This is a genomic window from Myxococcus dinghuensis (genome assembly GCF_024198235.1).
Classification (GTDB): Bacteria; Myxococcota; Myxococcia; order Myxococcales; family Myxococcaceae; genus Myxococcus; species Myxococcus dinghuensis.
This window is the reverse complement of record NZ_JAKCFB010000005.1, coordinates 307,909-332,456: the sequence shown is the minus strand read 5'-3', so window position 1 is coordinate 332,456 and position 24,548 is coordinate 307,909. Positions and strand designations below refer to the sequence as shown.

At 70.8% G+C, this 24,548-nt stretch carries 25 protein-coding genes; 12 read left to right on the top strand and 13 right to left on the bottom strand.

The features are described 5' to 3' along the window. Positions 1–33: 33 nt before the first annotated feature. The 4 genes from LZ198_RS10390 to LZ198_RS10375 all read right to left on the bottom strand — a co-directional run bounded on the left by LZ198_RS10390 (position 34) and on the right by LZ198_RS10375 (position 3,685). Entirely contained in the window at positions 34–729 is a 696-nt protein-coding gene (locus LZ198_RS10390) for a hypothetical protein (RefSeq protein WP_253971749.1), read from the bottom strand. 12 nt (positions 730–741) lie between these two features. After that, positions 742–1,146, bottom strand: coding sequence for a hypothetical protein (locus tag LZ198_RS10385; protein WP_253971748.1), 405 nt, complete (start codon positions 1,144–1,146; stop codon positions 742–744). A gap of 158 nt (positions 1,147–1,304) precedes the next feature. Continuing rightward, entirely contained in the window at positions 1,305–2,522 is a 1,218-nt protein-coding gene (locus LZ198_RS10380) for a hypothetical protein (RefSeq protein ID WP_253971747.1), read from the bottom strand. A 290-nt stretch (positions 2,523–2,812) separates the two neighbouring features. After that, on the bottom strand, positions 2,813–3,685 hold the full coding sequence (locus LZ198_RS10375) for a nucleoside hydrolase (RefSeq protein WP_253971746.1): 873 nt from the start codon (positions 3,683–3,685) through the stop codon (positions 2,813–2,815). A gap of 166 nt (positions 3,686–3,851) precedes the next feature. Between LZ198_RS10375 and LZ198_RS10370 the strand changes: the two genes are divergently transcribed. Next, positions 3,852–4,370, top strand: coding sequence for an RNA polymerase sigma factor (locus LZ198_RS10370; protein ID WP_253971745.1), 519 nt, complete (start codon positions 3,852–3,854; stop codon positions 4,368–4,370). A 35-nt stretch (positions 4,371–4,405) separates the two neighbouring features. Next, the gene (locus LZ198_RS10365) at positions 4,406–4,915 is read left to right on the top strand and encodes a hypothetical protein (RefSeq protein WP_253971744.1); all 510 of its coding nucleotides are present in this window, start codon (positions 4,406–4,408) and stop codon (positions 4,913–4,915) included. 27 nt (positions 4,916–4,942) lie between these two features. Here LZ198_RS10365 and LZ198_RS10360 read toward each other — a convergent pair whose 3' ends face one another. Continuing rightward, positions 4,943–6,202 carry an SGNH/GDSL hydrolase family protein gene (locus LZ198_RS10360; RefSeq protein ID WP_253971743.1) on the bottom strand — a complete coding sequence of 420 codons (1,260 nt, stop codon included), beginning with the start codon at positions 6,200–6,202 and terminating at the stop codon, positions 4,943–4,945. A 185-nt stretch (positions 6,203–6,387) separates the two neighbouring features. Here LZ198_RS10360 and LZ198_RS10355 point away from each other — a divergent pair, with 185 nt between their 5' ends. After that, entirely contained in the window at positions 6,388–7,389 is a 1,002-nt protein-coding gene (locus LZ198_RS10355) for an RNA ligase family protein (protein WP_253971742.1), read from the top strand. A 91-nt stretch (positions 7,390–7,480) separates the two neighbouring features. Here LZ198_RS10355 and LZ198_RS10350 read toward each other — a convergent pair whose 3' ends face one another. Together LZ198_RS10350 and LZ198_RS10345 are read right to left on the bottom strand one after the other, a co-directional pair. Next, the gene (locus LZ198_RS10350) at positions 7,481–7,714 is read right to left on the bottom strand and encodes a hypothetical protein (protein WP_253971741.1); all 234 of its coding nucleotides are present in this window, start codon (positions 7,712–7,714) and stop codon (positions 7,481–7,483) included. Positions 7,715–7,874: 160 nt separating this feature from the next. Further along, a complete protein-coding gene (locus LZ198_RS10345) occupies positions 7,875–8,756 on the bottom strand; it encodes an NAD(P)-dependent oxidoreductase (RefSeq protein ID WP_253971740.1) in 882 nt (293 codons plus the stop codon). Positions 8,757–8,911: 155 nt separating this feature from the next. Here LZ198_RS10345 and LZ198_RS10340 point away from each other — a divergent pair, with 155 nt between their 5' ends. From LZ198_RS10340 to LZ198_RS10330, 3 genes are all read left to right on the top strand, one after another. Further along, positions 8,912–10,306, top strand: coding sequence for a hypothetical protein (locus tag LZ198_RS10340; protein ID WP_253971739.1), 1,395 nt, complete (start codon positions 8,912–8,914; stop codon positions 10,304–10,306). 103 nt (positions 10,307–10,409) lie between these two features. Then, positions 10,410–11,573 (top strand): sensor protein KdpD, encoded by a 1,164-nt coding sequence (locus tag LZ198_RS10335; protein ID WP_253971738.1) that lies wholly within the window; start codon positions 10,410–10,412, stop codon positions 11,571–11,573. After that, positions 11,570–13,414 carry a HAMP domain-containing sensor histidine kinase gene (locus tag LZ198_RS10330; protein ID WP_253971737.1) on the top strand — a complete coding sequence of 615 codons (1,845 nt, stop codon included), beginning with the start codon at positions 11,570–11,572 and terminating at the stop codon, positions 13,412–13,414. The genes LZ198_RS10335 and LZ198_RS10330 overlap by 4 nt, the downstream gene beginning before the upstream one ends. Before the next feature lie 16 nt (positions 13,415–13,430). Here the strand turns inward: LZ198_RS10330 and LZ198_RS10325 are convergent, their stop codons facing one another. From LZ198_RS10325 to LZ198_RS10315, 3 genes are all read right to left on the bottom strand, one after another. Continuing rightward, positions 13,431–13,895: a hemerythrin domain-containing protein gene (locus LZ198_RS10325; protein WP_253971736.1), complete on the bottom strand. Its 465-nt coding sequence runs from the start codon at positions 13,893–13,895 to the stop codon at positions 13,431–13,433. 145 nt (positions 13,896–14,040) lie between these two features. Continuing rightward, positions 14,041–14,616 carry an imm11 family protein gene (locus tag LZ198_RS10320; protein WP_253971735.1) on the bottom strand — a complete coding sequence of 192 codons (576 nt, stop codon included), beginning with the start codon at positions 14,614–14,616 and terminating at the stop codon, positions 14,041–14,043. A gap of 18 nt (positions 14,617–14,634) precedes the next feature. Beyond that, on the bottom strand, positions 14,635–15,954 hold the full coding sequence (locus LZ198_RS10315; RefSeq protein ID WP_407667399.1) for an AHH domain-containing protein: 1,320 nt from the start codon (positions 15,952–15,954) through the stop codon (positions 14,635–14,637). Between the two features lie 296 nt (positions 15,955–16,250). On the opposite strand from LZ198_RS10315, the gene LZ198_RS10310 reads away from it, so the two are divergent. Further along, positions 16,251–17,384 carry a lactonase family protein gene (locus LZ198_RS10310; protein WP_253971733.1) on the top strand — a complete coding sequence of 378 codons (1,134 nt, stop codon included), beginning with the start codon at positions 16,251–16,253 and terminating at the stop codon, positions 17,382–17,384. 31 nt (positions 17,385–17,415) lie between these two features. Continuing rightward, positions 17,416–18,015 (top strand): hypothetical protein, encoded by a 600-nt coding sequence (locus tag LZ198_RS10305; RefSeq protein WP_253971732.1) that lies wholly within the window; start codon positions 17,416–17,418, stop codon positions 18,013–18,015. A 13-nt stretch (positions 18,016–18,028) separates the two neighbouring features. Here LZ198_RS10305 and LZ198_RS10300 read toward each other — a convergent pair whose 3' ends face one another. Beyond that, positions 18,029–19,381 carry a sigma-54-dependent transcriptional regulator gene (locus tag LZ198_RS10300; protein WP_456094072.1) on the bottom strand — a complete coding sequence of 451 codons (1,353 nt, stop codon included), beginning with the start codon at positions 19,379–19,381 and terminating at the stop codon, positions 18,029–18,031. A gap of 254 nt (positions 19,382–19,635) precedes the next feature. Here LZ198_RS10300 and LZ198_RS10295 point away from each other — a divergent pair, with 254 nt between their 5' ends. The 4 genes from LZ198_RS10295 (at position 19,636) to LZ198_RS10280 (ending at position 22,303) form a co-directional block, all read left to right on the top strand. Next, positions 19,636–20,022 (top strand): hypothetical protein, encoded by a 387-nt coding sequence (locus LZ198_RS10295; protein ID WP_253971730.1) that lies wholly within the window; start codon positions 19,636–19,638, stop codon positions 20,020–20,022. 144 nt (positions 20,023–20,166) lie between these two features. Continuing rightward, the gene (locus LZ198_RS10290; RefSeq protein ID WP_253971729.1) at positions 20,167–20,514 is read left to right on the top strand and encodes a hypothetical protein; all 348 of its coding nucleotides are present in this window, start codon (positions 20,167–20,169) and stop codon (positions 20,512–20,514) included. Between the two features lie 43 nt (positions 20,515–20,557). Beyond that, entirely contained in the window at positions 20,558–21,664 is a 1,107-nt protein-coding gene (locus LZ198_RS10285) for a WD40 repeat domain-containing protein (protein ID WP_253971728.1), read from the top strand. Between the two features lie 84 nt (positions 21,665–21,748). Then, the gene (locus LZ198_RS10280; RefSeq protein ID WP_253971727.1) at positions 21,749–22,303 is read left to right on the top strand and encodes a hypothetical protein; all 555 of its coding nucleotides are present in this window, start codon (positions 21,749–21,751) and stop codon (positions 22,301–22,303) included. Positions 22,304–22,348: 45 nt separating this feature from the next. On the opposite strand, the gene LZ198_RS10275 is transcribed toward LZ198_RS10280, so the two are convergent. Beyond that, positions 22,349–23,536 (bottom strand): hypothetical protein, encoded by a 1,188-nt coding sequence (locus LZ198_RS10275; protein WP_253971726.1) that lies wholly within the window; start codon positions 23,534–23,536, stop codon positions 22,349–22,351. Continuing rightward, a complete protein-coding gene (locus LZ198_RS10270; protein WP_253971725.1) occupies positions 23,533–24,441 on the bottom strand; it encodes a YncE family protein in 909 nt (302 codons plus the stop codon). Before LZ198_RS10270 ends, LZ198_RS10275 begins: the two co-directional genes overlap by 4 nt. Positions 24,442–24,548: the final 107 nt, after the last annotated feature.

Sequence of the window (24,548 nt, the reverse complement as noted above, 5' to 3'; positions counted from 1 at the left end):
GCACGGGTGCCGCTCCCCCGGCGTCGTCGGGGCTCAGCCCCCTTCGGAGGTCCCGCCGCCGTTGCCGCAGAAGTAGCAGCTTGGCTCGGTGCCACACCAGTTCGCGCCGCGCGTCGACGGGCAACTGGGTCCACACGCGTAGCAACTGGGTTCGTTGCCGCACCAGTACGCGCCGCGCGTCGACTCGCAGCTCGGTCCGCACGCGTAGCAATTGGGCTCGGTGCCGCACCAGTTCGCGTTGTTCCGGCTCACGGAGCAGGCCGGGCACACGTAGCAGTCGGGCTCGTAGCCACACCATCCCTGTCCCCGGGTATCGGCGCAGGCATAGACGCACGGATAGCAATTGGGCTCGGTGCCACACCAGCTCGGGTTTCGGCTGATCGAGCATGCCTGGTTGGGGCCAGGAGGCGGCACCTGCGGTCCGGAAGGCGGATCCGAAAGCTTGGAGCAATAAGGCTCGGTGCCTCCCCACCCTGGTCCACGGGTCTTGTAGCAATACGTGGGCTGACAGGTCCCCGAGGAGGCGTCCCACTCATCTCCGGGCATGCAGTTGTTGAGCGTATACGTGGCGGTGCCGAAGTTGAGTTCGCCGAACGGGTCGCCCTGCTGGGTCCATGACTCCTGTGGCGCCGCGTCCCCGTCGATACAGCCAGGGAGCAGGACGGCGAGCCCCAGGCCCAGACAGCCCACGAGCCACACCCGGGACAGCGTGTCGAGTCGCGTCCTCATGAGGTCTCCTCGCTAGGTGGATTGCTGCTCGCCGCCGCCGCCGCCGTGGCAGAGACAGCTGTTGGCGCCCGGGCACAGCACGTTGTAGTCGCACTGCCCCTGGTAGAACGGGTCGTTCCAGTTGGGGCCACCGCCGCCGCCCCCACCACCACCGCCGCCGCCTCCACCCGAGGAGCCCGGCGTCACGTAGACATCCATGCACCCGTACCAGAGCGTGTTCCAGTAGCCGCCATTGGGATACGAGGCGTTGGGAACCCACTGCTGGTCGACACAGTGGCTCACACAACTGTCGTAGTTGTCCCAGAGCGTCTGGTTGAGCTGGCACTGGTACAGCAGGTCCGCTCGAGCCGGTGAGGCGAGCGTCACCACGGACAACGCCGATACCACGGTGAGTGCACGAGACAGTCTACCGAGCATGGATGCGCCTCCTGGAGGAGTCCGTCATTGTCGTGCCGTTCGATTGGGAGCACAAGGCGCATTGCAGTTATTGTCTGTAAATCCGTTCGGGCTTGAATTGCGGGGTTGGGGTTGGTGATGACCCGTTGCCTGTGATTCAGCGCGGGAGTCGAAACGGGCTACCGGGGGCGGTTGGCGTCTGGCGGCCTGCCGTAGAAGGTCGTGGGCGCGAAGCCATCCCGACCCGCGGCGAGCATGAGCGCGAAGCCCTCGGGGCCGGCGCCGAGGGCGGCGGACGGACACTCCAGGACGTATCGACCCGGAGCCTCCTGCTTGAAGTGGACGCCGGGGAGGGCGGTCAGCTCGGTGCGCTCGGCGTAGGCGGTGTCGTAGCGGAAGTCATTGCCACCGGAGGCGCGGCAGAACACGCGGTGGGGTGAGTACACGGCGCAGTACCAGGACCACGCGTACGGCAGGTCCACGGCGTGCGCGGCGTCCTGGAGCACGTGCAGCGGCGCGGTGGGGGGCAGGGGGACGAAGAAGAACTGGAGGTTGGTCTGGGCCCAGTCGGTGATGGGGGCGGCCATCTCCAGCGAGACGGAGGTGGTGGTCGCGTCCCGGCGCAGCGCCACGCGCTCGAAGCGGTGGGAGCGCGCGTTCAATGAAGGGTAGAGCTGGGGCTCGGTGGTGCGGGCCGTCGCGGTGCGGGTGTCGCCTGGGGCGAGTGCGGGCACGGAGAGGTGGTCCACGAAGCCCACGTAGTCGCGCGCGGTGGCCAGCGTGACGGAGAGCGCGCCGGGCACGGGGGCGCCCTCGAGGCGGTAGTAACGCTCCAGGGGCACCTCCACGTGGACGCGGGCCCCGTCCACCCGAATCACGACCCCGGTGTCCGCGCCGACGGCGTCCGCCTTCACGGAGTCCCTCACGTAGACCTGGGGCGTGTAGCCCTGGACGTGGGGCGACATCAGCCCCACGCGGACGTCCGGCCGGTGGGGCAGCTCCAGCGACGTGCGGAGGGGATAGCCCACGTCCGCCGCGTATTGGGGATCGGCGGTGAGCGAATACACCGACGGCGCGCCGTCCGTGGGCTCGCCCAGGAAGAGATAGAGGTTCTGGTCCACCGCGTTGCGGAAGCCGCCTTGCAGGGTGGCCTCCACCACCACGTGTGTTGCGGTCCGCGTGGCGGACAGGGCGGTGAGGACCAGCTCCCGGGCGCCGGTCAGCTCCAGCCGCGTCACCTCCTGGTGCTCGGTGACGTGGAGACAGGTGGACTCCGTTTCCCCGCCGGACAACGCGCAATCCAGCGCATACGGTGGCGGCCTCGACGAACAGCCCGGTGCGAGGAAGGACAGGAGCAGCGAGGCCGCGAGGCTCCAGGGGATGTCGACTCCGCGCATCGCGCCTCTTTCCGTGCCCACCCTCGGGTCACCTCGGGGAAGGGCATCGCGAATGCCGGGCCGACGAGGCTGGCGTCCGCCGTGGAATATACAAAGACATCTCATCCGGAACACGCTCGCGACCGCTGCCTGGGGGGCCGTGGTGACGGACGCTGATGTCTATCGGGGCTTCCACGGAACTACCCTGCCCAGGGCGGCGCGGCCTCGAACACGAGGTCCTCGTCGTAGCGCGGCGGGTATTCGATGGCGCGCCCCCACGCTCTCTTCGCCACGGCGGCCCGTGTCCCTGGTCAGGTGGGGCGGTCCGGCTTCAGCCCCACGAAGGTCGCGAAGAAGCGCTCCCGGTCCACGGCGACGGTGATGAAGGTGTGTGTTCCGCTCGCGGGCTCGGAGCCCCATTCGCCGCGCTCGCGGACCATCTTCACCTCGGTCCAGGTGGCGATCCCCGGGTCGATGGCCGCGCACGCCGCGATGGGGTCGTGCAGGAGCTTCCCCTCGGGGCGGTCACGCAGGTAGCGCTCCATGGCCTCGAAGATGAGGGCCAGCCCGGGCGTCGTCGCGCGGTAGGGCCGCATGCGCTCGTGGAAGGCGCCGTCGTAGGCCACGCCATGCGTGACGTTCTTCGACACCAGCTCGCGCCGACCGATGCGGTCCGAGGACAGCGCCAACAGCGCGCCCTTGGGGTCGCCGTTGAAGTTGAACGTGGGGCAGGTGCGCAGGCCCTCGAACTTGGGCAGCCGGTGCTCCGGCGGGACGACGTTGTCCCCCGCGAAGCCGCCCTGGGCCACCCAGCGGCGCAGGGTCACCTCGGGGTGTCCGTCCAGCAGCAGCCGCAGGTTCTGGAGCGGCGCGCCCGTCAGCAGGGTCGCCTCCGGGAACCGGCCGAGCGTGAGCGCCAGCACCTCGTGCGCCAGGGCGTCCGGCTCCGAAGGGGGCACGGGGCCGAGCCACTTCGTGTGGAAGGGTGAGAGGCTCTCGCGCTCCGCCGCCGGGTTGCGCGCTCCCACGGGCACGTCGCTCCTCCCCGCGCGCGCGAGCAGGTGTCGCACCACCCCCACCTGGAGCCGGGTGCCCGGCGTCACCGTCACCGCGCGCAGCGTGACGTCGGGGTGGGTGGCCAGCAGACAGAGGGTGAGCGCATCGTCCGGGTCGCTCGTTTCCATGTCGAAGATGAAGTCCTGGGCCATGGGGAGGGCGTAGCCCGTCTCCCCTGGGGTTTCCAGGGGTTGGCGGGGCCCCGGAGAAAATCAGCAGGGCCGAGAATCGATTCACCCGGTCCCCGCCTCTTATCGTGTGACCGGGGATTTTCCTCCCCCCGCAAGAGGTCGCATGGGTTCGCCCGCCACTCCCGACGCGATGCTGCTCGCCGCCCACGCTGGTGATCGCGACGCGATGGTCCGCCTGCTCCAGGTCTGGCAGCCGGACCTGCGGCGCTACGCCCAGCAGCGCTGCCTCATCAGCGATGTGGAGGACGCGGTCCAGGAGGCCCTGCTCGTCATCGCCCGCCACCTGGGCGCGGTGCGCAAGCTGGCGTCGTTCTCCGGCTGGCTGTTCAAGGTCGTCCAGCGCGAGTGCCGCCGGCTGGCCCGGGTGACGCTGAAGGAGGACCCCTACGAGGAGGCGCTCGTGGACCGGTGGATGTCCGCGCACACTCCGGACTCGCTGCGCCTGGACATGGCGTCCGCGCTGGAGTCGTTGCCGCCGACCTACCTGGAGGTCGTGCTCCTGCGCGACTTCGAGCAGTTGTCCATCCGCGAGATGAGCGAGCGCCTGTCGCTGGAGCCCGCCGCGGTGAAGAGCCGCCTGCATCGCGCCCGCGTGATGATTCGCGAATACCTGCTGGCCTGATTCTCCATCCGAAACCCTGTTACCGGAGTCCCGTCATGGCGAACCCCCTGTCCACCCTCGGCATCGTCCATACCCTCGTGAGTGTTCCCCCCATCGTCCTCGGCCTCTGGGCCTTCGCGCGCGACGGCCGCATCGACCCGGGGACTCGCGTCGGCAAGGCCTACGTCGCGAGCATGGTGCTGTCGGTGGTGACGTCCTTCGGCCTGTCCAGCACCGGCGGCTTCAACCCGGGACACGGGCTGGGCCTGCTCGCGCTGCTGCTCATGGCCGTGGGCGCCGCCGCCCCGAGCCTGGGCGTGTTCGGCCGGGCCACGGAGTACGTGCGGACGCTGACGTACTCCGCCAGCTTCATGGTGTTGCTGGTCCCGGGCATCAACGAGACGCTGACCCGGCTGCCCGCGAGTCAGCCCCTGGCGGATGGCCCGCAGTCCCCGCTCGTGCAGGCGGCCCTCGCGGCGCTGCTGGGGCTGTTCCTCTGCGGTGCCACGTACCAGGTGGTGCGGCTGCGCGCCCGGACGCAGGCCCGTCCGCATCTCCAGGCGTGACGCGCCACCGGGGGCGGAGCCCGCCGTTCACTCCAGCAGGCGGAGGTCGACCGCGTCGGCCATGCGCGCCGCGCCCGCGTCGTTGGGATGCAGGCCGTCCGCCGTCAGCTCCGGACGCATCGCCTCGGGGTCGTCCGGGTCCCTCACCGCGGCCTCGAAGTCGATGACCGCATCGAAGGCGCCGGCGCCGCGAATCCACTGGTTCACGGCCTCGCGCTTCGCCTCGTGCTCCGGCGTGAAGTAGGCGTGGTGTTTCATGGGCGTGAGCGTCCCGCCATACACCTTCAGGCCCTGGGCCCTCGCGCGTTGGATGAGCTGCTCGTAGGCGCTGATGATTCGCGCGGCATCGACCTGCGCGGCCCCTGGCCCCGACTGGCCGATGTCGTTGATGCCCTCGAGGAGGATGACGGCCGCGACGCCCCTTTGGGCCAGCACGTCCCGCTCGAAGCGGTGCAGCCCCTTGGGCCCGTAGCCGTCGGTCAACAGCCGGTTGCCCGCAAGCCCCGCGTTGAGCACCCCCACGGGCCTGCCGCCTCGCGCCGCGAGTCGCTGGGCCAGGCGCGCGGGCCATGAGCGCTCCGTATCCTCCGTCGTGCCCGCCCCGTCGGTGATGGAGTCTCCGAACGTGACGACCAGCGCCGCGTTGGTCGCCGCGTCGACGTGCAGCGCGGCGAGGAAGTAGAGGCTGCGGGTGATGAGCGCGGGCTCGAAGGTCGCCTCCGCCGCGTGATTGCCAGCCGTCGAGAGATACGTCGGATGCGCACCCTGGAGGTGCCACGACACGGCGCCCGAGCGTTCGAGGAAGTAGAGCGAGACGGCCACGTCCCGCTGGCCGTCGACGGCCAGCTCGACGGCGTCGCTGGTGGCGGTGCGGCCCGGAGGGATGCTGACGGAGGTCCCTCCGCCGAAGCGCACCTCGCGGTCCGTGGTGGGGTCGATGGTCGCGCCGCTGACGCGCAACGCCACGCGGACCGACTCCAGCCGCAGGGGTTGGGTCCCGTACTGGTTGCTCAGCACGAGCCTCACCCGGGGACCCACGAGCGTGGGGCGCACGAACATGCGCACCGTCTGGTTCCGGAAGCTCGGCCCCGCCAGCGTGTCGGGGCTCGCGCTGCTGGCCGACGGGTGCAGCGGTGCGGTGAAGGCGGGGAGCCAGTGGGGTGGATTCGCCCCGAGAATCGACTGTCCCTCGCAATACGACGCGAGGAGCAGGCCCGCCACGGCGAGCACCTGGAAGAAGACCCCTCGCGTCCGCTGGACGAGGCGCGACATGTCCTGGCGCTGCATGAAGCCTCCCGGGCGTCCCATCCACCGCTGTGGCCCGAGGGCGCAGTCCACCAGCCCGACTCCGGGGTGGCCATCACCCGGAGGGCAGGCGGGTTGTCCGCGTCGAACGCTTCCCCGAGCACCGGGGCCGGGCGCGTGGCGGGGGAATGTCAGAATCGACGACGGACGTCCCGTCGACTCCGGCCATGCACCCATCCCTGGACGCGCCTCCTCGATTCCGGCCCTACGCCAAGATGCCCGGCGCCGGGGACCTCAAGTCACAACCGAGCCCGGGAGGGCCGTGGATCGCGCTCGAGAAGCTTCACGGCGCGCAGCTCGTCATCGCGGTGCGTGCGGGGCAGGTGTGGTTCGGGAAGCGGAAGACGTGGCTGGCCGAAGAGGAGTCCTTCTTCGGATGGCAGCTCCTGCGCGCGCACCTGCGCTCCGCGGCCCAGCGGATGGCGCAAGCGCTGAAGCCCGAGCACCGCACCGTGTTCTTCTACGGAGAGCTGTTCGGCGGTCACTATCCGCACCCCGCGGTGCCCGCCGCGCCAGGGCTGTCCGCCGTGCAGACGGGCATCTGGTACGCGCCGGACCTGCACTGGTCTCCCTTCGACGCCCTGGTCGTCGAGGATGACGAGGACGAAGGCATCCTGCTCGCGCATCACGAGCTGGAGGCCGTGGCCCACGACGCGGGACTCCTGACCCCGCCCGTCCTCCGCCGGGGGACCCGCTCCGACATGGACACCGTCCCCACGCGTGGCGCCACCCGGGTCCCGGGGCTGCTCGGGCTGCCGCTCATCGTCGGCAACGTGGCCGAGGGGCTCGTCATCAAGAGCGAGCAGCGCGGACCTCCTGGCGCGCGGGCCTCCGTCAAACGGAAGATCGCGGAGTTCAACGAGGGGCGCTTCGACGAGAGCGAGGCCTGGAACCCGCTCCAATCCCTCTCCGTGGAGGAGCTCGCGGGCTGGTCCGCGCGGTTGGTCAATCCCGCCCGCGTCGCCAGCGCCCTCTCCAAGTGCGGGAGGGACCGGGTCGAAGCCCTCCTCGACGAGGTGGTCCTCGACGTGCGCGTGGACCTGGAGCTGGCGTTCCCGCTGGCCTGCCGGTCGCTCGAGGGCGCGGCGGAGGACTTCCTCTCGGCCCGGATTCGGGAGCGCGCCTCGCCGCTCATCCAGGCGGCGCTCGCGCCTCACGGCCCCTCATGACGCCGGCGTGCACGCCACCACGGGTGCACGCCGGTGCTTCACCGCGAAGGACCGGCGCGGCGGAGTCCACCGGGCCGGTCCCTCCGGGGGCCTACTGCCTGCAGGCCGGGATGTTGGTGCAGGCGCCCGCGCCGCGCGAGAGACACTCCTGGTTGGAGGAGCAGCGCGAACAGTCGACGGTGCAGTAGCCCAACAGGCCCTGCGGCTCCTGCGAGAAGAGCACGGGCTGGACCTCGGTGGCGCTGCCGCTGCTGGCGAGGTCGGCGGAGGCGTCGCGCGAGGACGGGGCCACGGCCACTCCCGCCATGACAGCCAAGGTCAGCACGAATCCTGAGAGGGTCTTCGACATCATCGGGGTGAGCTCCTGGGTGGGTGACGTCCCGATGATGTCCCCGTCGCCTTCCTTGCCCCGCAGCGTCACTCCCGGTGACTGTGGGCCAATGGACAGTCCAAGTGCCCGGAGGATGGGCCGCGGAGGAGCAGGCTCAGTCCTGACCCAGGGTCCGGAACACGGCGGGCAGCTCCTGTCCTCCGAGCCCCGCGCCGACGGCTCGCCGGTAGTTCTCGAGCAACTCCCGGGGGAAGCGGGTGCTGAGGCGGGCGTCCGCGCTCAGCCGGACGATGTGCTCGATGGCCGCGACGTGGGTGTCGAGGCTGCACTGGTCGCCGGAGAACTGGTCGCGCGCGATCATGTCCTGGGCCGCGTCCGCCGTGACGGAGATCAACCCGAGGAACGAATTCTTCTGCGCGAAGAAGGCCTTCGGGTCGAGCCCCTCGGCCTTGCACATCGCCGCGGCGTGGAGGACGGCGAGGGAGCCTCCGTAGTAGGCCTCGAGGATGGCGCAGTCGAGCGTCGCGGCGGAGCCGATCTTCTCGTCGACGTAGACGGCGTTCCTGGCGATGGCCTGGAGGGTGTCGACGTGCCGGTCGAAGACGGCTCGCGACCCGGCATAGAAGACCGTGGCGTAGTCGGTGGCCACGAAGGCGGGATAGGCGAGGATGGCCGCGTCCAGGTAGTCCACGCCGTGCGCCCTCGCCCACTCCAGTCCTCCGCGTGCATCCGCGGGTGAGCCGCTGGTGAGCTGGACGAGCGTCTTCCCGGCGAGCGCCGACGCGACGCCGCCCGACGAGAACAGCTCGATGCTGGCGGCGTAGTTGGACAGCGACACGACCACCAGCTCGCGACCGGCGACCGCCTCGCGCAGGTCCTCGAACGCGACGGTGCCTCCGCCCACGGCCCTGGCCTTGCCGTGCGTCCTGTTCCAGACCGCGACCTCGTGCCCCGCTGCCGCGAAGGCTCTCGCCAGCGCGCTTCCCATGAGGCCGGTCCCCACCACCGCGAGCTTCGTCGAACGGCTGGATGCCATCTTCCCTCTCCCTGTGTGTCGAGACAGGACTGCTCTCGAGTCGGTGCGCGGGGATGAGAGCACAGGTCGGAAGAGGTGGACGCCGGGTGGCTGGCGAAGACGGGCGGCCTGGCGGAGCGCAAGGGGCGGGGAGTCGTGCTAGAGGCCGCGTCCTCATGTCTCTCCAACTCGCGACGTTGCCCCTGCTGCTCAGCCTGGGGCAGGCCCCCGAACTTCCGAAGGACGACCCTCGGGTGCAGGCCCGCCTCTCCTTCCTCGCCCGGGACCCGGAGGTCGGCACCCAGGACTCCTTCACGCAGTGGCACGCCGCCCTGGAGGCGCGCTCCCCGGAGCTGACCACGGGCCTGCGCGCGGAGGCCGCGCTGTCGTTCTTCGTGGACACCGAGGGCGGCACGAGCGCCGTCCGCATCGTGGACAACGCGAGCGCCCTCCGGCTGCGCTACCAGCCGTCCTCCTGGGGCGCCGGTGAGGGGCTGACGTTGAGCGTCTTCCCGCTGAGTGCCTCGCGCATCCACATGGGCTACGCGTACCCGGTGAGCTGGTCGCGCAAGTCGTTCCTGTCTCCCGTGGACGGGGAGCCCGGCGTGGAGCTGCGCCTCAAGCGCTCGCGGTGGAGCGCCTTCGCCGCGGTCAAGTCCGCGGAGCTCTCCTTCGAGAGCAACCTGGACCTCCGCTGGCAGCGACGATACCTCGGGTTCGTCGGAGGCGCGTTCGATGCGACTCCCGAGCTGCGTGTCGAGGCGAAGGGCACCCTCGGGAAGCGAGGCGTGCTGTCGCTTCCCTTCAACGACGACCGGGAGATTCCCTCGCGAGGGGCCTCGGCGCGGTTGTTCTGGCACCGGGGCGCGCCGGTCGGGAACACCGTCGACCTGTCGCTCTACGCGGGAGACCCGACCTTCTACGAGCGGTTCTTCACCCCCGACGTCGCCGCGACGGACTTCGCCGCGTCCGTCTCCCTGGAAGGCAGCCTCCAGTCGCAGGACCTCCAGGACCCGCACTCCCTGGCCCCGAAGTCCGTGACGGAGACGGCGCACGCCGCGGCCCTGGATGCCCGACTGCGAGTGGGGCGCCTTCGCCTCAACGTGTTGGGGACCTACCGGTCCTTCGCGTTCGTCCGGCTGGAGACGCCCGGGTTGTCACCCTTCTACTCGACGCCCGCCGAGGATGAGCCCCGCGCGGAGCTGACCGGCTCCATCGGTGTCGACTATCACTTCGCCCGGACGGGCCTGACGCCGGGGCTCCTGGTCCGCGGCTCCCTGCCCGCGTTCGCCAGGCTCTCGGACCCGTACAGCGGGAACCGCCCCCTCGTCATCCTCGAGCCGGGCCGGCTCTTCGCCCTGCCCTCGGGGGCGGACCGGTCGTTGATGACGACGGTGAAGGCCACCCTGCGGTGGGACCTCCTCGACGTGGCGGGTGTCCTGGCGGAGTTCACCTACCTGCGCAACCCGAACCGGACGGAGTTCATGTCCGACGACAATGGGGTCGCGGTCCCCGTCCATGTGGACCCGGACTCCTTCGGCGGGACGGTGATGCTCCAGGTGCGCCTGTAGTCCAGGCCCGGGGCGGGCCGCGTCCATTCTGCTCATGCAATCCGGCACGAGCGGGGGCATCCTCGCGCCGGTCTCCCTTCTGCCTGGAGGTTCGAGGGTGGCGATGACGCGGCGTTCGCGCGCGGAAGACTTCCTGGAGCTGGTGGAGCGGGGCCGTCGCGGGCGGCTCAAGCTCTACATCGGCTTCGCGGCGGGGGTGGGGAAGACGTACCGCATGCTGGAGGAGGCGCACGCGCTGAAGCGGCGCGGGGTGGACGTGGTGCTCGGCTTCATCGAGCCGCACGACCGCAAGGAGACGCAGGCGCTGGTGGAGGGCCTGGAGGTGGTGCCGCGCAAGGCGTACACGTACCGCGACGTCACCGTGGAGGAGATGGACCTGGACGCGGTGCTGGCCCGCAAGCCCCAGGTGGTGGTGGTGGACGAGCTGGCCCACACCAACCTCCCGGTGTGCCGACACCGCAAGCGCTACCAGGACGTGCTGGAGCTGCTGGACGCGGGCATCAACGTGATTGGCGCCTTCAACGTGCAGCACCTGGAGTCGCTCAACGACCTGGTGGAGCGCACCACGGGCGTGGTGGTGCGCGAGACGCTCCCGGACAGCTTCCTCAAGAGCGCGGACCAGGTGGTGAACCTGGACCTGGCGGTGGAGGACCTGCACGACCGGTTGAAGGCGGGGAAGATCTACGCGGAGGACAAGGTGCCCCGCGCGCTGGAGAGCTTCTTCAAGGGCGAGAACCTGTCCACGCTGCGCGAGCTGGCGCTGCGCGAGGTGGCGGAGAGCCTGGACCGGGCCACGGCGGGACAGTCCCCGCGCGTGGGGGAGGACCCCCTGCTGAAGGGCGCGGCCTGGGGGCGGGTGCTGGTGGCCATGTCCAGCTATCCGCCGCGCGCGGCCACGCTGCTGCGCCGGGGCTCGCGCATGGCGGGCCGGCTCAACACGGACTGGTTCGTCGTCTACGTGGAGACGCCGAAGGAGGCGCCCCACCTCATCGACGCGGAGGCGCAGCGGCACCTGCTGGCCAACATCGAGAAGGCGAAGGAGCTGGGCGCGGAGGTGGTGCGGCTGCGCGCGAAGGACCCGGTGGAGGCCATCCTCGACTTCGCGCGCTCCCACGGCGTGGGGCACATCATGATTGGCCGCTCGCACCAGCCCTGGTGGAAGCGGCTCTTGGGGCGCGCGGCGGACGTGCGCATGCTGCGCGAAGGGGAGGGCTTCGACATCCACGTCGTGGCCTTCGACTCGCCGCACGAGGAGAAGCGCCCATGACGCTGCGATGGCGGCTGTGGCTGGCGCAGGCCCCGCTGGCGCTCGCGTTGGTGCTGGTGGGGGTGATGGCCGTGTTCACGCTGAACCGGCTGGGGCGCTCCGGGCAGCGCATCCTCCAGGACAACTACCGCAGCGTGCTGGCCACGCAGCGCATGACGGAGCAGCTGGAGCGGATGGACAGCGCCGCGCTCTTCATCGTCGCGGGCGAGCGCGAGCGCGGCATGGCCCAGCAGGCCGCGCAGCGGCAGGTGCTGGAGTCCGAGCTGAAGGTGCAGGAGGGCAACGTCACCGAGCCCGGCGAGGCCGAGGCCACGCGCAACCTGCGCGCGGCGTGGCGGCGCTACGAGTCGGTGTACGACGGCTTCCTCGGAGCGACGTCGTCCGACGACCAGCGCACGGCGTACTTCCTGAGCGTGGAGCCCGCCTTCCGCGACGTGAAGGAGGCGGCGTCCGCCATCCTGGCGTTGAACCAGGACGCCATGGTGCACAAGAGCGAGGAGCTGCGCCGGCAGAGCGACCGGGTGAACACGCTGATGGTGCTCACGGTGCTGGCGGCCTTCGCGGTGGGCCTGGTCTCCTCCACGTCCCTCACGCACCGCGCGCTGCGGCCCGTGTCCGTGTTGTCCCAGGCCGTGCGGCGGCTGGGGCGCGGCGACTACGAGGTGCGCGCGGTGGTGGAGGGGGCGGATGAAATCGCGCAGCTCGGCCAGGACTTCAACTCCATGGCGGAGGCGCTCCAGCAGTACCGGCGCAGCAGCCTGGGAGAGCTGCTCCAGGCGCAGGCCGCGTCCCAGGCGGCCATCGACAGCCTGCCGGACCCGGTGGTGGTGTTCGGTTCGGACGGGGCGCTGATCAACGCGAACCGCTCCGCCGAGGACGTGCTGAAGCTGTCCCTGGAGTCGGGCGGCGACGTGCTGGGCCGGGTGGTGCCGGAGGCGCGCGAGGTGCTGGAGCGGGTGCGCGGCCACGTGCTCGGGGGCAAGGGGGCCTATCAGCCCCGGGGGTACGAGGAGGCGGTGCGCGTGGCGCTCACGGACGGCGACCGGTGGCTGTTGCCTCGGGGCAGCCCCGTGTACGGGGAGACGGGCGAGGTGGTGGGGGCCACGGTCATCCTCCAGGACGTGACGCGGCTGCGTCGCTTCGACGAGCTGAAGAACGACCTGGTGGCCACGGTGGCGCACGAGTTCCGCACGCCGCTCACGTCCCTGCGCATGGCGGTGCACCTGGTGGTGGAGGGGGTGGTGGGGCCGGTGACGGAGAAGCAGGCGGACCTGCTCTTCGCGGCGCGCGAGGACTGCGAGCGGCTCCAGGGCATCGTGGACGACCTGTTGGATTTGTCGCGCATCCAGGCGGGGCAGTTGCAGTTGCAGGTGCGCGCCGTCCCGGCGGACGAGCTGGTGGACGCGGCGTTGGATGCGCAGCGGGCCGCGGCGGACGAGCGGGGCGTGCGGCTGTCGAAGCGCGTGGGGTTGGAGGTGGAGTCGGTGGACGTGGACCCGGACCGGCTGGAGCTGGTGTTGGGCAACCTGGTGGGCAACGGGGTGAAGCACACGCCGGCGGGGGGCGAGGTGGAGGTGCACGTGTCGCGCGACGGCACGCGGGTGCGCTTCGAGGTGCGCGACACGGGCGAGGGCATCGCCCCGGAGCAGCAGGCGCGCATCTTCGAGAAGTTCTACCGGGCGCCGGGCGCGCCGGCGGGGGGCGCGGGGCTGGGGCTCTCCATCGCGCGGGACATCGTCCAGGCGCACGGTGGGGAGATGGGCGTGGTGAGCGCGCCGGGGCAGGGGAGCACGTTCTGGTTCACCCTGCCCCAGCGGGCCGCGGCGGTGGAGACGACGTGAGGGGCGGGAGGGGGCGCTACCGCGTCATCTCGCCCCACTCCTTCATCTCGTCGCGGCGGACCTTGGAGGCCTCGCGGACGATGTCCTTGCAGGACATGCCGAGGTCCTTCTCGGTGACGTTCTTCGCCACCTGGGGGAGGATGTTCTTCTCCTCGTCGGCGACGTGGCGCTTCACGACCTTCTCGAGCGCGTCGACGTTCATGCGCATCGCCTTCATGTCGTCGCGGCGGCGGACCAGCTCGCCCAGGATGCGCTTCATCTCCTGGTGCTCGCCCTCGGCGTGTTGAATCGTGTCGTCACCCACCACGCGCGTCGCCGCGGGATAGACCCAGCGCTCCTCGATGGTGGTGTGCAGCATCAGCGCCTCCGCGATCTGCACGCACAGCTCCTTGCGGCTCAGGTCGTCCGAGGCGCTGCGGAAGGCGGTGAAGAGGGCTTCGACCTCGCGGTGCTGCTGAATCAACAGGTCGACGACGTCCATGGCTGACTCCTGGTGACGGTGGATGTGCCCCGACACGGTCCACACGCCCCCCGTCCCCGGCAATCACCCGCGGCTTCGCGCGAGGTCTCTCGTCCTGCCCTCGCGGGTGGGGTGAGCGACGGGCCGCCGACAGAGTGGGGGAGGGTCAAGCCTCCTCGAAGGTCGCGCCCGTGACCTCGGCGCGCTCGATGGATGTCTTGAGCTCCTCGGAGACGATGAGGGCGATGCTCCAGCCCCAGGTGCGAAACACCTTGGCGTCGCCGACCCTCGAAGGGTCGATCCGAAGGTCGACCACGCTGCGATAGGTTCCCAGCTTCTCGGGTCGCCCATCCTCCGGCGTCCAGTACCTCACCTCTTTCGAGGCTGCGTCGTCGATGCATCGCACGAGCTTCGTGGCGACGAGCATGAGGTATTGGTCCGGATGGCCCGGAATGTCCACCGGGAGGAGTTGCACGTCCTCTGGGGCAAGCTGCGAGAAGAGCGTGGCCACTCGGACGTGGAGGATGGGCGCCAGGCTGATGCCCGCCAGGCTGAAGTCCAACCGCCTTCCGGGCTCGTCGATGGGGAGCGACAGCCGGCGGCCCTGTGGGAGCCGTTGTCCCGCCGAGAAGGCCCAGAGGTTCTCGACTTCCTGTCCCCGTTCATCCAACGGGTCTCCCAGGGACCAGTTCCCGGCCTTCATCTCCTGCTTGAGTCTGAAGTATCGACGCTGCGCCGGCATCAGGGACCCCTTGCTGCGTTACCTGCCATGGGTCACGAGTCTGTGAAGCTCGGTTCCCCGCGTCGAGACTTCCTTGGCCAGGGCTTGGAGTTCCGTCGTGAGGGCCTTCCTGCAGTCCACGACCTTCCTGCACTCCGCCACTGCCTGCCTGAGCCTCTCGAAGATCAGCTCATGATAACGCTGCGGATGCGGGCCCTGGTGACCCGCGACCGGAACGATGTTCTCGGGGTCCTTCAGCTCCATTCCCGCCTTCTTGAAGAGTCGCCTGAACAAGGGCGTCCAGGGTCCACCACGCGCCGTGGACACTTCATTCTTGTTCGTGGCGATGTGGTGCTTCCGGGGCCCGCCCATCTCCTGGCTCGCCATGGCCAGGGCATTGGGGACGAGCACGACGGTGAAGCCCTCCGCCGTCATGGCGACTGACTGCACGCTACCCACCGCAGCGTACTGGAAGCCCGCTTGTGACTCCACCGCGAGCGCGGCCTGCGCGGAGCCTGGGAGTCTCGCTGCCTTCGATGCCAGCCCCGCCGTGTTTCCGAGCGCGGCCGTTGCGAGCAGCACGAAGATGCGCGCCGCGTTCTCTCCCAGGACCGCTCCGTAGTCCTCCCCGGCGGCGCGGAGTTGCGCGAAGGTCGTGGACTGGTCCACCTGGCGCACCAGCGTCAGCCAACCGTCGAGCAGGCGCCACACGGTGTCGACACCCAGGTAGGCGATGGCGATGGCCGTCAACGTCGCGGCAACGCCCTTGGAGAGGGGCTCGGGGAGCGCCCACAACAGGAGATACATGGTCGCGGAGGCGGTGATGGCGGCCATGACCTGCGCAGGCTCCGCCATGTCCGCCAACGCTTCGGCCGTCTCGTCCCACACGGAGTCCATGGCGATGGCGAATGCCAACGTGTACTTGCCATCGCTGGCCAGGAGCGGACCCTCCGCCAACAGACTCAAGCAGTCCCCGGACAGGCCCTTCCGACGACACCAATGACCGTACCCTCGTGTCAGGTCGTCGTCCGCGAAGGACTCCAATCGATGCGGACCCTCCTGGGGGATGAGCCGAGGGGGACGACCCTCGTAGCGGTACACCCCACCCCTGACCGGAACGCCGAAGAGCCCGCGGGCCTCGTGCATGGGGTTGCCGGACACGCGCACCTCCCTGGCCAGCTCCGCGAGCGCCTCCGTGTATTCGCCACCCTCGAGTTCGGGAGGCCCCTCCAGGGTGGATTCTCCACGGGGGACGACGACGAAGGTCTCGTGGTTCGTCTCGAGCCGTACGATTCGGGTCGTCCCGCAGCCGGTGAGGGTTGTCAGCAGGAACAATGGTGCTGCCCAGCGAAGCATCAGGGTCCGCCCCCTTCCGAGTCCCGCTGGGGAGCGGGCAGGGTCCGACACCGCCAGAAGATACCGAGGCCGGCTGTCATGATGAGGGATGGCTCCCTCACGTGACATGCGTGACGGATGGCGTCGTGGCCCCGCGTCTTCCCTGTGTGGGCACTGTTTTGCCCACGCTGGGTAGGACGCTGCCCCGGAATCCCGACGCGAGGGTGAGGCTACAGCGCGGTGACCGCGTGGCGTGGGCCGGGCCAGGGACTTGCTTGGGGTCGCCCCTGCTCGAAGTGGGTACGCGGGGAGAGAGACACATGCGCGGATGGGTTGTCCTGGCGATGGGACTCGCCACCGGACCGGTGATGGCGCACGACCTTGTCGTGGACTCGACGGTGAACGGCGAGAGGTTCCACGTCATCACCCAGTACCCCACCGTCCTCCGCCTCGAGGTGACGGTGTCCAACGTGCACCCGACCCTGCCGTCCGTGCTCGACACCCTCTCCGCCCCGCTGATGGAGGCCCAGGGTTTCCGCTTCGACCCGCCACCTCCGTTGACCGTCCCCGTGGGCGGCGCCGTCACCTACGTCCAGGACCTCTTCATCCCGGACCGCGATGCCTGCGAGGCCCTCTTGGCGACAGGGCGCGGCACCGTCCCCTCCCTGGTCCGCAGCGGCGTGCACGCCACCTTCGGCGAGGGCGCCGCCGGCAGCGAGGTCCAGTTCAGCTGCGCCGACCCCGCGCCCTATACCTGCTGGAACACCTTCTTCCTCAGCGAGGGCGCCGCGACGCGCGTGCAGGCCCTCGACCTCTTCTCCGGCGCGCTCCACCCCGCGAGCGAGGCCTTCTCTCCTCCGCTCGATGGACTCGCCTACAGCCGCGGCAACCACTTGATGTATGGCTTCACGCCCGAAGGTGAGCTGATGCGGGTGGCGGGAGACGGCGCCGCGCTCCCCGTGGGCTACGTCCCCACCCCCGAGCCCTTCCATGCCGCGACGATGACCGACGACGACATCTACGTCGGCATCTCCGGAGGACACCTCTTCCGGCTGCTCACGGACTTCGGCGGTGTGCTGTCTCAGGTGGCCATCCAGGCACCCGAGGGTTTCCAGGTGGGGGACCTGGCCTTCAATCCCCTGGACCGGCTCCTCTACGCGTACAACCAGGCCTCGCATCGCCTCACCCGCATCGACGCGCGGACCGGCGTGTACGAGGACTTCGGCCCCGAGGTCCCGGTGGCCTCGGACGGCGAGGTGAACCCCGCGTTCGTCAGCGACGCGGCGATGTTCGACGCGTCGGGGCGCTTCTACCTCTTCGGCAGCGACCTCGAGTCCACGTCCCGCGAGCAGTCCTGGCTCTACGCCGTGGACCTGACCACGAGCGCCTTCACCCGCGTGCTCCAGACCCGCGTGGCCTCGCTGCCCGTGGATGGCGCGTCCTGCTTCCCGTGACGCCCGTCACCCCACGAAGAGAGGCCCGGTCATGAAGAGACTCCAACGGTGGATGGTCGCGGCGGCCTGCCTGTCGCTGGTCGCGTGTGAGGGGACGGGAGATGAGGCTCCGAGCGTGCCCGTCCTGGTGGACCCCGTCGTGCCCTCCTCTCCGGAGGTGCCCGCGCCGCCAGCTCCGTCGGACACAGGGAAGCCGCCCACGCGCCACGCGCCCGGTGAGCTGGAGGTGCGCCTGCTGGCGGTGAACCCGGCGGACTACGCGTCGCTCTCCCTGCGCGTGCGCGACATCGAGGTGTTCCGACAGGACGGCCAGCCCGTGCCCGTGCGTCGCCCGACGGTCGCGCCCTTCGAGCTGACCGAGCCGGAGCAGGCCTTCCTGGTGGGCCTGTTCCAGCCACCCCAGGAACAAGAGGTGATGAAGGTCCGGGTGACGTTCGACGGGCCGGGCAGCTACCGCACGGCGACGGAGCACGGCCTCGTGGCGAGCGCGCGGACCTCCATCGACGTGCTGGTGCGACCCGCGTCCATGCGGGCCCGGGGGCACGTCGTCGTGGAGGTGGACCTGGCGCGCTCGCTGGAGGCGCACGGGGTGAACCGCGTGTTCACCCCCGTCTGGCGCGCGCGGTACTGAGGGGCACGCGCGGTCAGCCCTCGCCCTTGCCGCCGGACTCGTACTTCTTGCGCTTGCGCCACAGCGTCGACGCGTCGATGCCGAGCACCTTCGCCGCCTCGTCCAGCGTGGGCGAGGAGGCCATGACGCGCAGCGTGTGCTCGCGCTCGATGTCCTCCAGCGTGTGCGGCCCGCCCAGCGTCACCAGCGAGCCCGCCGCCGCGGCGATGCGCTCCGGGAAGGCCTGGGGCTCCAGCACCCCGGCCGGCCAGACGATGAGGGCCCGCTCCACCGCGTTGCGCAGCTCGCGCACGTTGCCTGGCCACGGGTAGGCCAGGAGCATCTTCTCCGTCGCGGGCGACAGCTCCGGCGTCGTGGGGCGCTGGGACGCCTTCGCGAAGAAGGTCACGAAGCGCCGCGCCAGGAACAGCAGGTCCTCGGGGCGCTCGCGCAGGGACGGCAGCTTCACCTCGATGACGTTGAGCCGGTAGAAGAGGTCCTCACGGAAGCGCCCCTCCGCCACGTCCTTCTCCAGGTCTCGGTTCGTGGCCGCCACCACCCGCACGTCCGCCTTGCGCGTGCGCCCCTCGCCCAGCCGCTCGAACTGCTTCTCCTGGAGGAAGCGCAAAAGCTGCGCCTGGAGCGACGGGCTCATCTCCGCGATTTCGTCCAGGAACAGCGTGCCGCCCTCCGCCTGCTCCACGCGGCCCGGCTGGTCCTTCACCGCGCCCGTGAACGCGCCGCGCACGTGGCCGAACAGCTCGCTGGCCAGCAGCTGCTCGGACAGGGTGGGGCAGTTCACCGTCACGAAGGGACGGCGCCGCCGCGTGCTCATGGAGTGCAGCGCCCGCGCGAGCACCCCCTTGCCCGTGCCGCTCTCCCCGCGCAGCAGCACCGCCGCGTCGGACGTGGCCGCGCGCGACACCAGGCCGATGGCCGCGTGCATCGTGGGCGACGTGGTCTCCAGCGTCGCCTCGGGCACGGACTGCGCGAGCTGGCCCTCCAGGCTCTCCAACTGCGAGGACAGCGCGCGGTGCTCGCGCGAGCGGTCCAGCACGTGCCGAATCTGCGCGGGCGTGAAGGGCTTGGGCAGGTAGTCGCGCGCGCCCCGGCGCACGGCCTCCACCGCGGTGTCGAAGGTGGCGTAGGCGGTGATGAGCACGACGTCCAGGTTGGGTGACTCCGCGAGCAGCCGGGGCAGCAGGTCCAGGCCACTGCTGTTCCCCAGGCGCAGGTCCACGAACGCCAGGTCGGCCGGCCCCTGGGCGAGCGCCGCGAGGGCCGCCTCGGCGGTGGCCGCCTCGCGCACCTCGCAGCCGAAGGCCTCCAGGGAGATGCGCAGCGTGTGGCGGATGTTGCGCTCGTCATCCACCACCAGCACCCGCATGGGGCGCTCCCCCGAGACGGGGGTGGTTTCCATCCGTGCTTCCATGTCCCAAGTTTAAGGGGTCCCCTCGCGCCGGGCCGGGGGCTCGCACACGACGCGAGTCATCTCGCGGGCTTCCGTGCGACCCCACCCCTCGGAATCGTGCACTTCGCAACCCGGGAGGCTCGTCCGGCGGGGGGAATCCGGGGGGGGACCTGCACTCCGGGCGACGGAACACTGGCGTTGCCCACCGGTTTGCGGTGGAACAGGGAGATATGGGCTTGAACGGGATGATGGCTGGAGGGCCGACGCCCGGCGGTGATGGCGAGGACAACATCTTCACCCGCGACCGGGGCCCCACGGCCAGCGAGAAGCGGGTGCGCCAGGTGCTGGTGATTGGCGGCGCGCTGCTGGTGCTGCTCGTGGTGTGGATGTACCTCCAGGGCGGAGAGAACCGGGCCATCAAGGCCATGTCCCCCGTCCAGCGCGAGGCGCTCTTCATGGAGACGCGGGAGAGCTTCCGGCTGATGTGCACGGGCGACGCGGGCACGCGCTTCATCGAGCGCTGCCAGAAGCAGGCGGAGTTCCTCGCGCGCTTCGATGAGTGCGACGACGCCTGCCACAAGGAGATCGCCCCCATGCTCCGCAGCTCGGTCAGGTAGCCCGCCCTCCGGCGCGGGCCCCGACCTTGCGCGATGCAAGGTCCCGAGGGGGCGTTTCGTGCGGGATGCAGGGGGGCTCGGGCCCGTCTCCTCTGGCGCGCGAGCGCCCGGGCCGGCACGTGGCTTGCCCTGACGTGGGCGCGCATGCGTCCAGAACCGCTCCCCCCCGAGGTCCCTCCGCGTCCCCGTCCGCCCGCTGCTCCGGGAGGGCTGGCCCGTCCCTATTGGAAGGACCTGCTGGCCATGGTCGCGCTGGGGTGCGCGTTGGCGCTCGTCGTGGGGTGGCTGGCGTCGGAGCGGCGGGCCGTCATGTCGTTGGAGCCCGCCGCGCGCGCGGCCGTGTTCCGCGAGTCGTGGGAGGGGTTCCAGCGCTTGTGCGTGAAGACGCGCGAGCCGGCGCTCGTGCCCCGGTGTCGCGAGGAGGCCCGCTTCCTCCTGCTGTTCCCCGAGTGTCAGGACACCTGTCGTGAGCTGGCCCGCGCCCTGCGCTGACGGAGCGCGGAGGGGACGGGCACCCGCGTGATAACGTCCCCTCATGAAACAGGTCGATTGCGTGGAGCTGTTTCCCACGTTCGCGCCGGCGTCCCCCCGCGCCGCGCCCGCCATCGTCGCGAAGGGCACCCTCCCCTTCGTGGAGTTCCTCGCCTGGGAGCCACGAGGCTCCCTGCTGTCCATCGAGGTCCCCGCCACCATCCACGAGCGCGGTCGACTGCGCCGGTGGAGCGGGCCGCGCCTCGCGCTCGAGGCGGAGCTGCCGGACGTCCTCGGTCCCGGCGCCCTCTCGCCCGATGGACGCTGGCTCCTCGCGGGCGGCGCGCTGGTCAAGGGGCAGGCCGCGAGCTGCCTGGTGATCGACCTGCACGCCTTCCAGGTCGTCCATACCCTGCCCGTGATGCGGCCCTTCGTCTGGCTCGACGACGAGCACTTCATCGCCCAGTCCCCGAACTGGCAGGTCGCGTTCACGGACGAGGGCGTGGTCAGGGCCGAGACGCGTCGGGTGGCGCCGTCCCTCGCCACCGCGGTGCCCGCCCTGGTCACTCCGGAGCCGGCCCTGGTGCGGGTCTCCCGGAGCACGCTCACCTGTGAGCCGCTGCTGCCGAGCCTGCTGCTCGACGAGGAGGTGAGGGCGGTCCTCTCACCCGACGGCGACGTCCTCTACTCGGCCACGCGCTTCTCCCGCATCAGCGCGGTGCGGCTCTCCGACGCCCGACTGTTGTGGCAGCGCCCGCCGTCGCGGGTCATCACCGAGGGCTTCGTCGCGGACCTGGCGCTCGACCCCACGTCGAATCGGCTCGTCACCGTGGGCGGTGGCGTGACCCACGACATGCTCGTGCTGGACGCGGCGAGCGGCGACGAGCTGGCGCACCACTCTCTGGACGCGCTCTCCCGGGGCAAGGTGGCGGGGCCGACGACCCTGCGAGGAGAAGCCATCCGCTTCCGGGAGGATGGGCTGGGGGTCGTCGCCACCAACCATGGCCTGGTCATCGAGCTCGGGCGGGATGGGCGGTGGAGCGCGTACAAGGCGGGCAGCCGCGCGTTCCGGACCCTCGCGTTCTCAGCCGACGGCGGAACGCTGGTCCTCGGAGGTTCGGAGAAGAACCTCCGCGCCGTCACGCTCCCACCCGTCGAAGCGCGCCCCTGAGCGCGTCACGTCGTCGCCATCGGGTTGCAAGTATCGTCGGGAGAGGGACGTGGGGCGGACGTGGATTCATGCTAGGGAATCCGCGTGCCCACGGAAGACCTCACGAACCGCATCGTCCCCTACGTCGTGCCCTCCACCTACCCGCGAGTTCCCGAGCTGTCCCGGGAGCTGGGACACGGGCTCTGGGTGCTCCTGTCGAAGAACCTGGACGGCCTGGTCAGCGGCCTGAGCCAGGAGGACCTCGAGGACGCGGGCGCGATGTCCATCGACGAGGCCTGGAAGACGGCCGACGAGAACCTCGACGCGTACTTCAAGAAGGAGGGCACCGCGCGGCGGTACTCGGATGAGCCCGGCCTGCCGCCGTTCATCGTCCTCTCCGGGACGTGGTTGGTGGCCACCTGCATCGTCCTCCAGCGGCTCCACACCATCGCAGCCCGAGCCCTGCCGGACACGGAGCTGCTCGTGTCGATTCCCCACCGGGAGTCGCTCCTCATCTTCCCGAAGGGCACCGCGAAGTCGCGCGCGAAGATGCGCGCCCGGATTCGCCAGGTCGATGGCGGGGGTGACAAGCCGCTCACCTTCGAACTCTTCGACCTCACCGCGACCGGCGTGACGCCGTTCCACGAAGCCGGGGCGTGAGCCGGGTGGCCCAGGCGCCCTGACCGCGCCCGGGCCACGCCCTGCTCAGTGGAAGCTCACCGTCGTCCGCGCGAGCACCAGCCAGGACGTGCGCCGGTCGGGCTCCTCGAGCGGCGCGGTGTCGTAGCGCAGCACGTAGCCCGCGACGCCCAGGCCCAGGAAGGACGTGGTCCACCAGCGCACCGCGAGCGCGCCGTTGAGCGAGCCACCCGACTGCACGTCCGGCGCGCCGCGCCCCAGCCACAGGCGCTCGACGCGCGCGGCCAGCTCCAGCGCTCCGTCGGGGACCTTCCCCGCGCGCAGCGTCTCCAGCGCGTCGTCGTCGCTCGCGCTCGCCTGGGGCCAGAAGGGGCCGTCACCCCGGGGCTGTCCCCACGCCACGTACGACACCTCCAGCGACGCGCCCTGGCTCTGCATCGTGGGCAGGACCTCGCGCGGCGTGCTGGGGTTGCCGTCCGTGTCCCGGTCGCGGTGCTCCCACGCGGCGGCGGCCTCGGCGGCGACCCGCAGCCGCCCCGCGTCCAGCCGCGCGTGCGCCTCCGTCACCGTGCGCGCCCCGCTGACCGGCGGCGGGCGGTAGTACACGAAGCCCTGGGGCCCCGTGCCGCCGATGCCCGCGCGGTCGAACGCGCTCTCCACGTGCACGCCCGCGCCCACGCGCGCGCCCCAGAAGGACAGCGGCGCCCCGGCCGAGCGACCCCAGCGCCCATCCAGGCGGGCGTCGAGCGCGGGGAGCTGGTTGTCGTTGCCCAGCGGGCTGCGCGAGCCGTTGCCCACGCGCACCCACGTCTCCAGCGGCAACGTCGAGGGCGACCAGCGCACCTCCAGGCCCAGGTCGCGCCGGGGCCAGAAGGCCTGGTCCAGGCCGGACAGCTCCGGGATGGCGCGGGCCTCCAGGTGCTCGTCGTGCGCGCTGGGGAACAACGGCGTCTTGTTGTACCCCAGGGAGATGCGCCAGTCCTTCAGGCCCGTGAACGCCACGAAGGCGTCGATGAGCACGGGCTTCTCCAGCGCCCACTCCGCCACGCCGCGCGCCACCAGCCACGGCACCGGCCGGGCCTCGGCGCCCAGGCGCAGGCGCGCGAGCGTGAAGCCGTCGAAGCCCTCCACGTCCGAGCCGTGCTGGCGGTAGTCCACCTCGCCCACGAGGGTCGGACGCAGCCAGCCCTCCTCCGCGAGCGCCGGCGTCGCGGCCAGCCCGCAGAGCAACACCCAACCCTGTCCTCGCATCATTCGACCGGGATGATCTGCAGGAAGTGGGTGGTGCCGTTCGTCTCGTCGCCGTCATGGTCCGCGACGAAGAGGCGGCGGTTGGCGGCGTCGTAGGCGATGCCGTGCACCTGCTGATAGCCGCTGGCGAGCACGGACGTGGCGCCGTCCGTGGTGGAGATGCGCAGCACCTGGCCGGTGCGCGTGCCGGTGAGCAGCGCGCCCCCGGGGCCGAGCGCGAGCAGGTCCGGCTCGGTGATGGTGGCCAGCGTGGTCAGCTCCGACGGGTTGGACAGCGGCGAGCGGTAGATGCGCCCGGCGATCTGGTCGGAGATGTAGAGCGAGTCCTCCACCGCGAGCACGCCCACGGGCTTCACCAGCGCGCCCACGACCTCCTTCTCCGTGCCGTCCTTCAGGGAGACGACCGCCACCGAGCCGACGTTCACGTTGCTGTTGCGCACGAAGTAGCTGTCGAACAGCCGCCCGTCGCGCGCCACCGTCAGGCCGATGCGGCGCCGGTTGGTGGGCAGCTCGGGCACCTCGCCCGTCGTGCCGTCCGGACGGACGAAGAGCACCGCGCCGGCGGTGCCGAAGCCGAAGCGCACCGTGACCAGCGTCCCGTCCTGGAGGCGGACCACCTGGCCCAGGTTGGGGCTGTTGGCGGGCGCGGCCGAGAGCGCGGAGGCCAGCGAGACCCCCTCGCCGTCGCGGTACTTCAGCAGGCGGTGGTTCTGGTCATCCGCGATGTAGAGCGTCTGCGACGCCTCGTCCCAGAAGAGGCCGTTGGGGTCTCCGTCGAGCGGGATGGCGCGGGGACCGCGCTCCACCTGGACGCCGGAGTCGGGGGTCGAGGGGCCGGGCTCGGAGTCGTCGCAAGCGCCGAGCAGCAGACCGAAGACGAGGAGGGTGCTGGAAGGTAGGAGCCTCATGGGCGCGGAGGATGCCACGAAGGCCGTCCGGAAGGCTGCCAGGGGGACGAGGCCCGGCACCCGTGCCTGGGTGGGGTCGCCCCCCGCATCCCGCGAGGTGCCAGGGG

Excerpts from the sequence above, each read along its gene's own strand:
- LZ198_RS10380 (WP_253971747.1), bottom strand. The coding sequence starts at position 2,522 with ATGCGCGGAGTCGACATCCCCTGGAGCCTCGCGGCCTCGCTGCTCCTG.
- LZ198_RS10355 (WP_253971742.1), top strand. The coding sequence starts at position 6,388 with ATGCACCCATCCCTGGACGCGCCTCCTCGATTCCGGCCCTACGCCAAG.
- LZ198_RS10320 (WP_253971735.1), bottom strand. The coding sequence starts at position 14,616 with ATGCCGGCGCAGCGTCGATACTTCAGACTCAAGCAGGAGATGAAGGCC.
- LZ198_RS10290 (WP_253971729.1), top strand. The coding sequence starts at position 20,167 with ATGCGTCCAGAACCGCTCCCCCCCGAGGTCCCTCCGCGTCCCCGTCCG.
- LZ198_RS10325 (WP_253971736.1), bottom strand. The coding sequence starts at position 13,895 with ATGGACGTCGTCGACCTGTTGATTCAGCAGCACCGCGAGGTCGAAGCC.
- LZ198_RS10285 (WP_253971728.1), top strand. The coding sequence starts at position 20,558 with ATGAAACAGGTCGATTGCGTGGAGCTGTTTCCCACGTTCGCGCCGGCG.
- LZ198_RS10305 (WP_253971732.1), top strand. The coding sequence starts at position 17,416 with ATGAAGAGACTCCAACGGTGGATGGTCGCGGCGGCCTGCCTGTCGCTG.
- LZ198_RS10385 (WP_253971748.1), bottom strand. The coding sequence starts at position 1,146 with ATGCTCGGTAGACTGTCTCGTGCACTCACCGTGGTATCGGCGTTGTCC.
- LZ198_RS10360 (WP_253971743.1), bottom strand. The coding sequence starts at position 6,202 with ATGCAGCGCCAGGACATGTCGCGCCTCGTCCAGCGGACGCGAGGGGTC.
- LZ198_RS10365 (WP_253971744.1), top strand. The coding sequence starts at position 4,406 with ATGGCGAACCCCCTGTCCACCCTCGGCATCGTCCATACCCTCGTGAGT.
- LZ198_RS10295 (WP_253971730.1), top strand. The coding sequence starts at position 19,636 with ATGGGCTTGAACGGGATGATGGCTGGAGGGCCGACGCCCGGCGGTGAT.
- LZ198_RS10345 (WP_253971740.1), bottom strand. The coding sequence starts at position 8,756 with ATGGCATCCAGCCGTTCGACGAAGCTCGCGGTGGTGGGGACCGGCCTC.
- LZ198_RS10335 (WP_253971738.1), top strand. The coding sequence starts at position 10,410 with ATGACGCGGCGTTCGCGCGCGGAAGACTTCCTGGAGCTGGTGGAGCGG.
- LZ198_RS10330 (WP_253971737.1), top strand. The coding sequence starts at position 11,570 with ATGACGCTGCGATGGCGGCTGTGGCTGGCGCAGGCCCCGCTGGCGCTC.
- LZ198_RS10370 (WP_253971745.1), top strand. The coding sequence starts at position 3,852 with ATGGGTTCGCCCGCCACTCCCGACGCGATGCTGCTCGCCGCCCACGCT.
- LZ198_RS10340 (WP_253971739.1), top strand. The coding sequence starts at position 8,912 with ATGTCTCTCCAACTCGCGACGTTGCCCCTGCTGCTCAGCCTGGGGCAG.
- LZ198_RS10310 (WP_253971733.1), top strand. The coding sequence starts at position 16,251 with ATGCGCGGATGGGTTGTCCTGGCGATGGGACTCGCCACCGGACCGGTG.
- LZ198_RS10390 (WP_253971749.1), bottom strand. The coding sequence starts at position 729 with ATGAGGACGCGACTCGACACGCTGTCCCGGGTGTGGCTCGTGGGCTGT.
- LZ198_RS10275 (WP_253971726.1), bottom strand. The coding sequence starts at position 23,536 with ATGATGCGAGGACAGGGTTGGGTGTTGCTCTGCGGGCTGGCCGCGACG.
- LZ198_RS10300 (WP_456094072.1), bottom strand. The coding sequence starts at position 19,381 with ATGCGGGTGCTGGTGGTGGATGACGAGCGCAACATCCGCCACACGCTG.
- LZ198_RS10270 (WP_253971725.1), bottom strand. The coding sequence starts at position 24,441 with ATGAGGCTCCTACCTTCCAGCACCCTCCTCGTCTTCGGTCTGCTGCTC.
- LZ198_RS10375 (WP_253971746.1), bottom strand. The coding sequence starts at position 3,685 with ATGGAAACGAGCGACCCGGACGATGCGCTCACCCTCTGTCTGCTGGCC.